Annotated in this window: 9 protein-coding genes; 6 read left to right on the top strand and 3 right to left on the bottom strand. The window is 74.8% G+C overall.

From position 1 onward, the window contains the following. The first annotated feature begins 106 nt into the window (after window positions 1-106). From HYQ63_RS42215 to HYQ63_RS42205, 3 genes are all read left to right on the top strand, one after another. Window positions 107-3,016 (top strand): DEAD/DEAH box helicase, encoded by a 2,910-nt coding sequence (locus HYQ63_RS42215; RefSeq protein ID WP_179939316.1) that lies wholly within the window; start codon window positions 107-109, stop codon window positions 3,014-3,016. After that, window positions 3,013-4,362 (top strand): SWF or SNF family helicase, encoded by a 1,350-nt coding sequence (locus HYQ63_RS42210; RefSeq protein WP_179939315.1) that lies wholly within the window; start codon window positions 3,013-3,015, stop codon window positions 4,360-4,362. The genes HYQ63_RS42215 and HYQ63_RS42210 overlap by 4 nt, the downstream gene beginning before the upstream one ends. A gap of 137 nt (window positions 4,363-4,499) precedes the next feature. Next, window positions 4,500-5,597 carry a pectinesterase family protein gene (locus tag HYQ63_RS42205; RefSeq protein WP_179939314.1) on the top strand — a complete coding sequence of 366 codons (1,098 nt, stop codon included), beginning with the start codon at window positions 4,500-4,502 and terminating at the stop codon, window positions 5,595-5,597. 113 nt (window positions 5,598-5,710) lie between these two features. Here the strand turns inward: HYQ63_RS42205 and xylA are convergent, their stop codons facing one another. Beyond that, window positions 5,711-6,883 (bottom strand): xylose isomerase, encoded by a 1,173-nt coding sequence (gene xylA, locus HYQ63_RS42200; RefSeq protein ID WP_179939313.1) that lies wholly within the window; start codon window positions 6,881-6,883, stop codon window positions 5,711-5,713. A 147-nt stretch (window positions 6,884-7,030) separates the two neighbouring features. Between xylA and xylB the strand changes: the two genes are divergently transcribed. Both xylB and HYQ63_RS42190 read left to right on the top strand, forming a co-directional pair. Next, window positions 7,031-8,473, top strand: coding sequence for a xylulokinase (gene xylB, locus HYQ63_RS42195; protein WP_179941102.1), 1,443 nt, complete (start codon window positions 7,031-7,033; stop codon window positions 8,471-8,473). 132 nt (window positions 8,474-8,605) lie between these two features. Then, window positions 8,606-9,853 carry an ROK family transcriptional regulator gene (locus HYQ63_RS42190; RefSeq protein ID WP_179939312.1) on the top strand — a complete coding sequence of 416 codons (1,248 nt, stop codon included), beginning with the start codon at window positions 8,606-8,608 and terminating at the stop codon, window positions 9,851-9,853. Here HYQ63_RS42190 and HYQ63_RS42185 read toward each other — a convergent pair. Together HYQ63_RS42185 and HYQ63_RS42180 are read right to left on the bottom strand one after the other, a co-directional pair. After that, complete coding sequence (locus tag HYQ63_RS42185; RefSeq protein WP_257232513.1) at window positions 9,834-10,322, bottom strand: GNAT family N-acetyltransferase; 489 nt, start codon at window positions 10,320-10,322, stop codon at window positions 9,834-9,836. The two genes, HYQ63_RS42190 and HYQ63_RS42185, sit on opposite strands and share 20 nt — an antisense overlap. 136 nt (window positions 10,323-10,458) lie before the next feature. After that, the gene (locus HYQ63_RS42180; RefSeq protein WP_179939310.1) at window positions 10,459-11,319 is read right to left on the bottom strand and encodes a phosphatidylinositol-specific phospholipase C/glycerophosphodiester phosphodiesterase family protein; all 861 of its coding nucleotides are present in this window, start codon (window positions 11,317-11,319) and stop codon (window positions 10,459-10,461) included. A gap of 209 nt (window positions 11,320-11,528) precedes the next feature. Here HYQ63_RS42180 and HYQ63_RS42175 point away from each other — a divergent pair, with 209 nt between their 5' ends. Beyond that, window positions 11,529-12,776, top strand: a complete 1,248-nt coding sequence (locus HYQ63_RS42175; RefSeq protein WP_179939309.1) for a phosphodiester glycosidase family protein — start codon at window positions 11,529-11,531, stop codon at window positions 12,774-12,776. Window positions 12,777-12,846: the final 70 nt, after the last annotated feature.

Here is a 12,846-nt window from a genome sequence, read left to right as displayed (position 1 = left end):
ACTCCTCACAACGGACACCGGCGGCCGCCGGTTCCACATCCGGCCCGCCGTCCTGTACCCTCGGCCGCCCACTCCGGTAGTCAAATTTGAGGAATGCGTCAGAGCTGTGACCCCACCCTCCGCGACCACCCCCTCCGAGATCGCCGAACTCTGCCGCTCCACCGCCGTCTTCCTGCCGGGCGACCCCTCGCGCGCCGGGCGCGTCGCGTTCTGGCGGCCGGACGGCCCGCCGCCCGGCGGGCCGTCCGGCTCCACCGAGGAACTGACCGTTGCCGTCCCGGACGGCTCCGGTGTCCGCACCCGCACCGTACGCGCGCTGATGCTGCCCCTGTCCGAGGCGCTGCCCGTGCTCACCCGGGCCCGGGCGCGGGCCGCCGCCCAGCCGGGTGGTGAGCCGTCGGACCGGGGAGGGGCCGACCCCGCGACGGCCTTCTGGGGTGCCGCCGCCGTCCTCGCCCTGCAACTCGCGGCCCGTGGCCGCCTGCTGCCCGGTCTCACCGCCACCGACCACGACGCCTGGCGCGTCGGCCCGCTCGACGGCGGCGACCTGGAGCGGGTACGGGAGCTGGCCGCCGCCATGCCCGCCGCCGCCCACGCGGTGGTGCTGCCCGGCACCGACCCCCTGCTGCTGCCCGACCCCGAACGGCACCTGCGCGCCTTCCTCGACGCGGTCGCGGACGGGCTGCCGCGCTCGCCCGCCGCGTCCGTGGCCGCGGGCGGCCCCGCCTTCGCCGCCACCGCACCGCGGCGGCTGCCCGAACAGCGCGCCTGGGCGGCCGACGTCGCCGCCGGGCACGACGCGGGCGTACGGCTGTCGCTCCGTATCGAACTCCTCCACGGCAGCGGCACCGTACCCGGCTTCCGCGCCGTCCTCCAACTGCACAGCCTCACCGACCCGTCCCTCGTCGCGGACGCCGCCGACGTGTGGGCGGGCACCGCGCCCGCCGGTGCGGCGCTCGGCCCCCGGGCCCGGATGGACGCCCTGCTCACGCTGCGGCGCGCGGCCCGCGCCTGGGCGCCGCTCACCCCGCTGCTGTCCGCCGCCGTCCCCGAGGCGGTCGACCTCGCCGACGAGGAGGTCACCGAGCTGCTGGGCCCGGCGACCGGGGCGCTGGACGCGGCCGGGGTGAAGGTGCACTGGCCCAAGGAGCTGGTGCGCGGGCTCACCGCGCGCGCCGTCGTCGGCCCGGACGAGGAGGACGGCCCCGGGAACGGCCAGGGGTCCGGAATGCCCTCCTTCCTCTCCGCCGACGCGCTGCTCCGCTTCAGCTGGCGGTTCGCCGTCGGCGACCAGGAGCTGACCAGGGAGGAGCTGGACCGGCTCGCCGAGGCGGGCCGCCCGCTGGTGCGGCTGCGCGACCAGTGGGTGGTCCTGGACCCCGAGGCGGCGCGGCGCGCACGCGACCGCCAGGACCGCAAGCTCACCCCCGTCGACGCGCTCGGCGCCGTCCTCACCGGCCGCGCGGAGGCCGACGGCGCCGAGGTCGAGGTGCGGGCCACCGGCTGGCTGGCCGCACTGCGCGACCGCCTCGCCCGCCCCGGGGAGAACCGCCCCGGGGAGAACGGCGGCGAGCCGCCCGTCGCCCAGCCCGCGGCCCTCGCCGCCACCCTGCGCGACTACCAGCTGCGCGGTCTGGACTGGCTGGTCCGGATGACGTCGCTCGGCCTCGGCGGCTGTCTCGCCGACGACATGGGGCTCGGCAAGACCATCACCCTGATCGCGCTGCATCTGCACCGGCAGGACGTGCCCGAGGCCGCCGGGCCCACCCTGGTGGTCTGCCCCACCTCGCTGATGGGCAACTGGCGGCGCGAGATCGAGCGGTTCGCGCCGGGCACGCCGGTGCGCCGCTACCACGGCACGGCGCGCAGCCTGGACGACCTCGCGGACGGGGAGTTCGTCCTGACCACGTACGGCACGATGCGGCTCGACGCGCAACGGCTGGCCGAGGCGGGCCCCTGGGGCATGGTCGTCGCCGACGAGGCGCAGCACGTCAAGAACCCGTTCTCGGCGACCGCCAAGCGCTTGCGCACCATCGGGGCCAAGGCGCGCGTCGCGCTCTCCGGCACGCCCATCGAGAACAACCTCTCCGAGCTGTGGGCGATCCTCGACTGGACCACGCCCGGGATGCTGGGCACCCATGACGCGTTCCGCAGGCGCTTCGCCCAGGCGGTGGAGAGCGGCAGCGACCCGGCCGCCGCGGAGCGGCTGTCGAAGCTGGTCCGCCCCTTCCTGCTGCGGCGCCGCAAGTCCGACCCGGGCATCGCGCCCGAGCTTCCCCCCAAGACCGAGACGGACCGGGCCGTCGCGCTCACCAAGGAGCAGGCGGGGCTGTACGAGGCGGTGGTGCGGGAGATCCTCGCGGAGATCGGTGGCACCGGCGGGCTGGAGCGGCGCGGACTCATCGTCAAGCTGCTGACCGGGCTGAAGCAGATCTGCAACCATCCGGCGCAGTATCTGAAGGAGGACCGGCCCGTGGTCCCCGGCCGGTCCGGGAAGCTGGAGCTGCTCGACGAGCTGCTGGACACCATCCTCGCCGAGGGCGCGAGCGTCCTCGTCTTCACCCAGTACGTACAGATGGCCCGGATCCTCGAGGCCCACCTGACCGCGCGTGGAGTACCGCTCCAGCTGCTCCACGGCGGTACGCCGGTGGCGCGCCGCGAGGAAATGGTGCGGCGCTTCCAGGACGGTGAGGCGCCGGTGTTCCTGCTGTCGCTGAAGGCGGCGGGCACCGGGCTGAACCTCACCCGCGCGGGCCATGTCGTGCACTACGACCGGTGGTGGAACCCGGCCGTCGAGGCGCAGGCCACCGATCGCGCGTACCGCATCGGCCAGACCCAGCCGGTGCAGGTCCACCGCCTCATCACGGAGGGCACCGTGGAGGACCGCATCGCCGCGATGCTGGAACGCAAACGGGAGCTGGCCGACGCGGTGCTGGGCTCCGGCGAGGCCGCGCTGACCGAACTGACCGACACCGAACTCGCGGAGCTGGTGGAGCTGAGGGGGACCGAGCGATGAGCCGTACCGGGAACACCGACGAGAACGGGTACGCCCAGGAGAACGGGTACGCCGAGGACGCGCCCGACGGGCGGCCCGAGCGCACCCTCGCCGCCCTGCCGCCCGCCCACGGCCGCGGCTTCGCCCGCACCTGGTGGGGCCGGGCCTGGCTGAAGGCCCTGGAGGACACCGCGCTGGACGGCGGGCAGCTACAGCGCGGCCGCAAGCACGCGCGCGAGGGTGCGGTCGGCGCGGTGTGCGTACGGCCGGGGCGGATCACCGCGGTGGTACGGGACCGGGACCGCACCCCGTACCGCTCCGACGTGCTGCTACAGGAGCTGGACGACGGCGAGTGGGACCGGCTGCTGGGGGTGGTCGCGGAGCGCTCGGGACACATCGCCGCGCTGCTCGACCGCGACATGCCGCCACAGCTCGTCGAGGACGCGGCCGCCGTGGGCGTCGACCTGCTGCCGGGGATAGGCGACCTGGAGCCGGAGTGCGCGTGCGAGGCGTGGGACCACTGCCCGCACACCGCCGCGCTGTGCTACCAGGTCGCCCGGCTGCTGGACGAGGACCCGTATCTGCTGCTGCTCATGCGCGGGCGCGGGGAGCGGCAGCTGCTGGACGAGTTGCAGGTGCGCAGCGTGGCGCACGCCGCCCGGCACGCCGCACCGGCCGGGGAAACGGCCGCGGAAGACGCGCCCTCCGCGGCCACGGCGGGCGTACCGGCCCGGGAGGCGTTCACCGCGCCCGGTCCGGCCGTGCTGCCCGCTCCCCCAACGGCCGTCGCCGCGCCCGGCCGGCCCCCGGCTCTCGCCGGCGGTACGGACCCGGCGCCCGGGCTGGACGTCGCCGCGCTGGAGTTCCTCGCGGCCGACGCCGCCGTACGCGCCCAGCGGCTGCTGGCCGAGGCGCTGGCTCCCGGCCATGCCGCGTCCCCCGTCCCGGCCGTGCTGACGGAGTGGCAGGACACGGTGCGGCTGACCGCCGCCGGTCCCCCGGCGGCGGTCGCCGCCCGGCTCGCGGCAGGCTGCGGGCGCGACAGCACGGACCTGGCCCGCGCCGTACGGGCCTGGGAGCACGGCGGGGCCGCCGCGCTCACCGTGCTGGAGGAGGAGTGGACACCGGACGCCGAGGCCCTGGCCCGCGCCCGCGCACAGCTCGCCACCGCCTGGGAGGAAGGCGAGCGGGCGCCCCGGCTGCGCGCCACGGGCAACCGCTGGACGACGGTGGGCACCGACGCCCAGGTGCGCTACGGACGCGACGGGCGCTGGTGGCCGTACCGCAAGGACCGGGGCCAATGGTGGCCCGCCGGTCCCCCGGCCCAGGATCCGGAGGCGGCCCTGGCGATGCTCGCCTCGGACTGACGCGGCAGCGGATTCCGGCGGCGCCGGGAAGTGGAGGAGCGGGCCCCGGGGAGGGGCGGCAACCTTTCGCGGGGGCGTGGCAACCGTAGGGCGTCAGAACACCCCCTGCACATGCCTCCACGGGACGGAGATCCTCCATGCCCCCATCGCGTCCGCGCTCCCGGCGCCGCCGCCCCGGTCCGCTCGTCGGCACCCTGGCCTTCGCCACCGGCGCCACGCTGATCGCCGTTCCGGCCACCGGTTGGCTCGGCGACAGCGGCCGGGCCCACGCGGCCGGTTCCGCCGCCGCGGCGACCCTCGTCGTGGCCAAGGACGGCAGCGGTCAGTACACGACCGTCCAGGCGGCGGTCAACGCGGTCCCGGCGAACAACTCCTCCGCGGTCACCATCTCCGTCAAGCCCGGGACGTACCGGGAGACCGTCAAGATCCCCTCCAACAAGCCGCACATCCGGCTGGTGGGCAGCACCGGCAACAAGAGTGACGTGACCATCGTCTACAACAACGCCTCCGGCACCCCCAAGCCGGGCGGCGGGACCTACGGCACCAGCGGCAGCGCGACCGTCGCCGTCGAGGCGGACGACTTCCAGGCGCGCCACCTCCAGTTCGTGAACGACTTCAACGAGGCCAACACGAGCATCACCGACAAGCAGGCGGTCGCGCTGCGCACCGCGGCGGACAAGATCGTGCTGGACAACATCGGTGCGGTCGGCGACCAGGACACCCTGCTGCTCGACTCCGCGAGCAAGACCACGGTCGGCCGGGTGTACGTCAACAACTCCGTGGTCCAGGGAAATGTCGACTTCGTCTTCGGCCGCGCCTCCGCCGTCATCAACAAGTCGACGATCCGGCTCGTCAAGCGCTACGACGGCAGCTCCGGCGGCTATGTCGCCGCGCCCTCGACCGCGGCCGGGAAGAAGGGCTTCCTGTTCATCAACAGCACCGTCAGCGGTGACGTCACCAACCGGTCGTTCTACCTCGGCCGCCCCTGGCACGCGGGCGGGGACGCGAGCCTCGATCCGCAGACGGTCGTCCGCAATACGAACCTGTCGGCAGCGGTCAAGACCACGCCGTGGACGGACATGAGCGGCTTCTCCTGGAAGGACGACCGCTTCGCGGAGTACAAGAACACGGGCGCCGGTTCCGGTGCGGCGAGCGGCGACCGGCCGCAGCTGACCGATGCGCAGGCCGCCGACTACGAGATCGCGGACTGGCTCGCCGGCTGGCAGCCCTCCTGATCCGGCAGGGCCGGCGGGTCCGGTGAACTCCCGACCCGCCGGACCCGCCGACCCATCGGCCGCCGGTCCCGTCGGGGGGCGGGACCGGCGGCCGGTCGCGGTCGCTGTCGCGGTCAGCCGCGCGCGGCCAGCAGATGGTCCATGGCGAGCTGGTCCAGGCGCTCGAAGGCCATGCCGCGCCCGGCGGCGGCCTCGACGTCGAACGCCTCGAAGGCGGTGCGGTCGGCGAGCAGCGCGGCCGGGGTCTCGCCCTCGTCCAGGGTGGGCCGGGCCAGCTCGTCCAGGCGCGAGGCGCGCAGCGCCTCCTGGACCTCCGGGTCGGCGCGGAAGGCCGCCGCCCGCTCCTTGAGGATGAGGTAGTTGCGCATGCACCCGGCGGCCGACGCCCAGACGCCCGCGATGTCCTCGGTGCGCGGCGGCTTGAAGTCGAAGTGGCGCGGGCCCTCATAACCGGCCGTCTCCAGCAGGTCGACGAGCCAGAAGGCGGCCCGCAGATCGCCCGCCCCGAACCGCAGGTCCTGGTCGTACTTGATGCCGGACTGGCCGTTGAGGTCGATGTGGAAGAGCTTGCCCGCCCACAGCGCCTGGGCGATGCCGTGCGGGAAGTTCAGCCCGGCCATCTGCTCGTGGCCGACCTCGGGGTTCACCCCGTACAGCTCGGGCCGCTCCAGCCGCTCGATGAAGGCGAGGGCGTGGCCGACGGTGGGCAGCAGGATGTCGCCGCGCGGCTCGTTGGGCTTGGGCTCGATGGCGAAGCGCAGATCGTAGCCCTGCTCGGTGACGTACGCGCCGAGCAGGTCGAAGGCCTCCTTCATCCGGTCGAGGGCGGCACGCACGTCCTTGGCGCCGCCGGACTCCGCGCCCTCGCGGCCGCCCCAGGCCACATAGGTCTTCGCGCCCAGCTCGACCGCGAGGTCGATGTTGCGCATGGTCTTGCGGAGGGCGTAGCGGCGGACGTCCCGGTCGTTGGCGGTGAAGGCGCCGTCCTTGAAGACCGGATGGGTGAACAGGTTGGTGGTGGCCATGGGCACGGTCATGCCGGTGGCGTCCAGGGCCTGCCGGAAGCGCTTGATGTGCGACTCGCGCTCGGTCTCCGAGGCGCCGAAGGGGATCAGGTCGTCGTCGTGGAAAGTGACGCCGTACGCGCCGAGTTCGGCGAGCCGGGTGACGGACTCGACCGGGTCGAGCGCCGGGCGGGTGGCGTCCCCGAACGGGTCCCGGCCCTGCCAGCCGACCGTCCACAGGCCGAAGGTGAACCGGTCCTCGGGGGTGGGGCTGTAGCTCATCGCGACTCCCTCGCCTCTCTCGCCTATTTCGTCAGGGCGCTTTACAAATTAGTATGCGCGAGCATTCCGGGGAAGCCCCGCTCAGCCGCGGAGACTCGTCGCAGCACACAGGGACGCAAGGGAGAGCGCGAGATGGCAGCAGCAGCCGTGCCCGTGCCGGAAGGACCGCTCGTCGTCGGCGTGGACAGCTCCACGCAGTCGACCAAGGCGCTGGTCGTCGACGCCGCGACCGGCCGGGTCATCGCACGCGGCCAGGGGCCGCACACCGTCGGCGGCGGCGCCGACGGCGAGGGCAAGGAGAGCGATCCCGAGCAGTGGTGGGAGGCGCTGGCCGAGGCGCTGCGCCAGTGCGGTCCGCACGCCAGGCAGGCGGCCGCGGTCTCGATCGGCGGCCAGCAGCACGGGCTGGTGACGTTGGACTCCTCCGGCCGTCCCGTGCGCCCCGCGCTGCTGTGGAACGACGTGCGCTCGGCGCCACAGCGCGACCGGCTGGTCGAGGAGCTGGGCGGGCCCAAGGCGTGGGCGGAGCGGATCGGCAGCGTGCCCGCGACGTCGTTCACCGTCACCAAGTGGGCCTGGCTCATGGAGAACGAGCCGGAGGCGGCCCGCGCCACCGCGGCCGTCCGGCTCCCCCACGACTACCTCACCGAACGGCTCACCGGCTACGGCACCACCGACCGCGGCGACGCCTCGGGCACCGGTTGGTGGGCGTCCGGCACCGAGGCGTACGACGAGGAGATCCTCGGCCGGATCGGGCTCTCCCCCGCCCTGCTGCCGCGCGTGCTGCGGCACGGCGAGGCGGCCGGGACGGTACGGGACCTGCCGGACCTGCCGCTGCCCACCGGCGCCCTGGTGGCCACCGGAACCGGCGACAACATGGCCGCGGCCCTCGGGCTCGGGCTGCGGCCTGGGCAGCCCGTGCTCAGCCTCGGCACCTCCGGCACCGTGTACGCGGTCTCGGAACACCGGCCCGCGGACCCCACGGGGATGGTCGCCGGGTTCGCCGACACCCGCGACGCCTGGCTTCCGCTGGCCTGCACCCTCAACTGCACGCTCGCCGTCGACAAGGTCGCCGCGCTGCTGGGCCGGGACCGGGAGGCGGTGGAGCCGGGCGGCTCGGCCGTACTGCTGCCGTTCCTGGACGGTGAGCGCACCCCGAACCTGCCCCATGCCTCCGGGCTGCTGCACGGGCTGCGCCATGACACCACACCGGGCCGGCTCCTCCAGGCCGCCTACGACGGCGCCGTCTTCACCCTGCTGACCGCGCTCGACCAGGTGCTGGACGCGGACGCGGCCCCCGACACGCCGCTGCTACTCATCGGCGGCGGCGCCAAGGGCACGGCCTGGCGCGAGACGGTGCGGCGGCTGAGCGGCCGCCCCGTCCAGGTGCCGCGGGCGCAGGAGCTGGTCGCCCTCGGCGCCGCCGCCCAGGCCGCGGGGCTGGCGCTGGGCGAGGACCCGGCGGCGGTGGCACGCCGCTGGGCGACCGCGGAGGGGCCGTCGTACGAGGCGGTGGAACGCGACGAGGAGACGCGGGAGCGCATCGCACGGGTGCTGACCGACGCGGACGGGCTGCTGCGCCGGGCCTGAACCGCACCGGGACCATACGAGACGGACCGCACAAGACGACCGCACGAGACGGGCCGCACAAGACGGACCGCACAAGACGGGCCGCACAAGACGGGCCGCACGAGACGGACCGCAGGAGAGGAGACCACGACGGTGGCAGCGCCACTGCCCAACACCCAGCAGGCGATGCGCCGCCGCAATCTCTCCCTCGTGCTGCACGCCGTGGCCGCGCACGGACCGCTCTCCCGCGCGTCCGTCGCGACCCGGGTCGGGCTGACCCGGGCCGCCGTCTCCACGCTGGTGGACGAGCTGATCCGGGACGGGCTGCTGGTCGAGCTGGGGCCCTCCCGGCCCGGCACCGTCGGCCGCCCCGGCAGCGCGCTCCAGCTCAACGAGCGCGGCCCGGCCGGGATCGGCGCGGAGATAGGCGTGGACCATCTGGCCGTCTGCGCGGTGGACCTGGGCGGCCGGGTGCGGGCGCGTACGGAGGTGGCGTCGGACAACCGGGACCGCGCCGTGGGCCCGGCGCTCGACCGGCTCGCCGAGCTGGTCCGGCAGGTGGCGGCGGAGGCGGTACGCGAGGGGCTGCGCCCCGCCGGGCTCGCGGTGGCGGTGCCCGGTCTGGTGGCGCGCGAGTCGTCGCTGGTGGTGCGCGCCCCCAACCTCGGCTGGGAGGGCGTGGACATCGGCCCCGCGCTGCGCGCCGCGCTGCCCGGGCTGCCGCTGACCGTCGACAACGAGGCCAACCTCGGGGCGCTCGCCGAGCTGTGGCGCGGCGGTCATGACCCGGCGCCGCGCGACTTCGTCCATGTCTCGGCCGAAATCGGCATCGGCGCCGCGGTCGTGCTCGACGGGCGGCTGCTGCGCGGCACCCACGGCTTCGCGGGCGAGCTGGGCCATGTGCCGGTGCGGCCCGAAGGGCCCGCGTGCGCGTGCGGCGGGCGCGGCTGTCTGGAGCAGTACGCGGGCGAGGAAGCGGTGCTGCGGGCGAGCGGGCTGTCCCCCGAACAGGCCGCCGCCCAGCACCCCGGGCCCGGCGGCCGGATCGCCCTGCTGGCCGAGCGGGCTGCGGACGGCGACCGCCGGGTGCGGCACGCGCTGGGCGACGCGGGCGAGGCACTCGGCATCGCGCTGGCCGGTGCCGTGAACCTCCTCGACCCGCGCACGGTGGTGCTCGGGGGCGCGCTCACCCCGCTGGCGCCCTGGCTGCTGCCCGCCCTGGAGCGGGAGTTGGCGCTGCGGGTCGCGGACCCGGCGCGCTCCGGTCAGGGCGCGGTGACGGTCTCACGGCTGGGCTCCGACGGCCCGCTGCTCGGCGCGGCGCACTCGGTGGTGCAGGCCGTCCTCGACGATCCGGCGGGACTCAGGGAGGCGGCCGCGGTCACAGGAAGCGGTGCATGATGTGCAGCCCGACGTAGCCCTCCGCCGGATGGTGGAACGCCTTGGGTACGGTGCCCACGACCTCGAAGCCGAGTGAGCGCCACAGCGCGACCGCCCGGGTGTTGGCCTCCACCACGGCGTTGAACTGCATCGCCTGGTAGCCCTCGGCGCGCGCCCACTCCAGGACGTGTTCGCCCAAGCCGCGGCCGACGCCCCGCCCGCCGCTCTCGGGCGCCACCATGAAGCTGGCACCGGCCACGTGCGCGCCGGGTCCCATCTGATTGGGGTTCATCTTGGCCGAGCCGAGCACCGTGCCGTCGGCGTCGGTGGCGACGACGGTCCGGCCCGGGGGCTTCAGCATCCAGATGTCACGGGCCCGGTCCTCGTCCAGGTCCCGGGGGTAGGTGTACGTCTCGCCCGCGGCGACGATGCGGTGCAGGAAGGGCCAGATCGCGGGCCAGTCCTCGGGGGTGGCGGTCCTGATGAGCATGGCGGCCAGCATGGCGGAACGGACCGGCGTCCCGCGAATCGATTTCGCGAGTCCGCCGGGCCCGCCCGCCGGGATCCCCGTGCCGCGTCAGCGAGCGTGCGGCGTCAGTGAGCTGCCGCGTCAGTGGGCTGCCGTGTCAGTGGGCACCGCGCAGGAAGTCCTCCAGCCCCGCCAGGTCATCGGTGTTCAGGTAGTCGACGTGCGCGGCCAGCAGCTCGCGCCACACGGCCTCGCGAGCCGGGCCCGCGAGGTCGGGCGTGGCCCAGAAGCGCACCTTCTGCCGGGCCGCGCGGGCGGCGACGGTGATCTGGTACAGCTTCTCCCGCTCCTCCTGCGGCATCGGGCCGGTGCCCTGCCAGGTGAAGGTCTTCGTCCAGTCGGCGCTGATGAGCGGGATGAAGGAGGCGGGCACGCCGGTTCCCATGTCCTCCAGCCGTCCGTCGTAGAAGGCGTGGCGCACCTTCTCGGCCTCCATCGGTGCCCGGGCTCCGCGGTCGCCCGATATGACGGCGGTCACCGCGCCGCGCCGCACCCGGCCGCCGACCCCGCCGTAGGCGGTGCTGAACATCCGGCTGTAGCGGCGCAGCCGCTTGGCGAGTTCGAGGTAGGTGGCCTCGCCGGGGGTCTTGATGTCGATCAGCAGTTGCAGCGACAGGTCGTAGCCGCGGTAGACCCGGCCGCGGTTCGCCGTGACGCGCTGGAACAGCGGGTCGAGGTAGAGGGACTCCAGGGTGCGGGTGGGGTCGAGGTCGGTCGCGTCGTGGGCGACCAGCAACTCTCCGTCCACCAGCCAGATGTCGGCCTCGACGCTGCCGAAGCCGTGGGACAGGGCGTCGGTGAGCGGGCGCGGGTGCTCGTAGTCGTTGTGCGCATGGGCTCTGGGCAGCGGCGGCTTGGGCCTGGGGCCGGTTGAGTCCGCGAACGCCGGGGCGGCGGTGCCGCCCGCGAGTGCGGCTCCGAGGGTGACGACAAAGGCACGGCGTGTACGGCGGACCATGGGGCCTCCCGGCTCTCGTCCCGGCGTGGTGCCGGATGTACGCGTCGGACGCCAGTGAGTATCGGGGGGCCGCGGTCCCCGTGGGCAGGGGCGTGCGAAGAGTTCCGCAGGTGGTCCCCGGCCATTTCCACGCCGTTCCCGCGGCCCCGGCGGCGGGCGGCGAAGTCCGGTGGCGACGGGATCGGCTGACGGAAGGGCGGCACAGAGCCATGACGGGACGTGGACACGGAACGCGGGTGCGGGTGGCGGCGGTGGTCCTGGCGTGGGCCGCGCTGGTGGGCACGGACGCGGCCGGGGCGGCACCGGCGCACGCCGACGCCCGCGCGCCGCGCTTCGGCTCAAGCGCCGTCATCGCGCCGGGCGTCGAATACCGGACGTTCACCGTGGCCGCCTCGCACGGCACGGCATACGGCCATCTGCTCTCGGTGGATCTGCGCGAACCGGGCATCTCGCTCGATCTGTTGACCGCGGGCGCGGTCGCCGCCCGCAAGCCGGTCTCCGCCATGGCCGACGAGCGCGGCGCGGTCGCCGCCGTGAACGGTGACTTCTTCAACATCTCCGAGACCCAGCACCCCGGAGTGCCGGCCACGGGCGCCCCGGTCGGCCCCGCGGTGGCCGGCGGGGCGGCGCTCAAGTCGGCGGTGCCGGACGGCCAGCGCTTCGGCCCGGTGCTGCCTCCCGGCACCACCACGGAGGACGTGGTCGGCCTGGGCGCGGACCATGTGGCCCGGCTCGGCCGGCTGACGCTGCGGGGCACCGTGGAGGCCCGGCAGGGCAGGCTGCCGCTGCGCGGGGTCAACCAGTACGCGGTGGCGGAGGGCGGCGTCGGCGCGTACACCTCCGACTGGGGGACGGCCTCCCGCGCCCGCGCGGTCTGCGGGACGGACACCGACCGGGCGGCGCCCTGCGGCCAGGAGACCTATGAGGTGACGGTGCGCCGGGGCGTGGTCACCCGGGTGGCGGCCGCCCCGGGCGAGGGCGCGATCGCACCGGACACGGTCGTCCTGGTGGGGCGCGAGGCGGGCGCGCGGGACCTGCGCGCGCTGCGGGTCGGCGACCGGGTGCGCGTCGGATACCGGCTGGAGGGCGCGGAGCGGGCGCGGTTCACGTTCGCGGTCGGCGGCTTTCCGATCGTCCGGGACGACCGCCCGCTCGCGGGGCTGGACACGGTCGACGCGGCCGTACGCACCTCGGCGGGCATCGCCGACGGCGGGCACCGGCTCTATCTGCTGGCCCTGGACGGCGGCCCGGACTACCGCAAGGGACTGACCATCGGTGAACTCGCGGACCTCATGCTCGACACCGGCGCCGAGGACGCGGTCGATCTGGACGGCGGCGGCTCGTCCACGCTCGTCGCGCGCGAGCCGGACGGCGCACGGACGACGGTGCGCAACCACCCCTCGGGCGGCGCCGAGCGACCGGTTCCGAATGGGATCGGAGTATTCACCCGGCACTAATTCCGCAAACCCCTGGTGGCGCACTCTTTTGAGTGAATGCATGGCCCAAAATCCGCTGATAGCTTGGCAG

Source organism: Streptomyces sp. Rer75, from assembly GCF_013414305.1.
Lineage (GTDB): Bacteria > Actinomycetota > Actinomycetes > Streptomycetales > Streptomycetaceae > Streptomyces > Streptomyces himastatinicus.
Note: the sequence above shows the minus strand (reverse complement) of the source record. Positions and strands in the feature narration are given on the sequence as shown.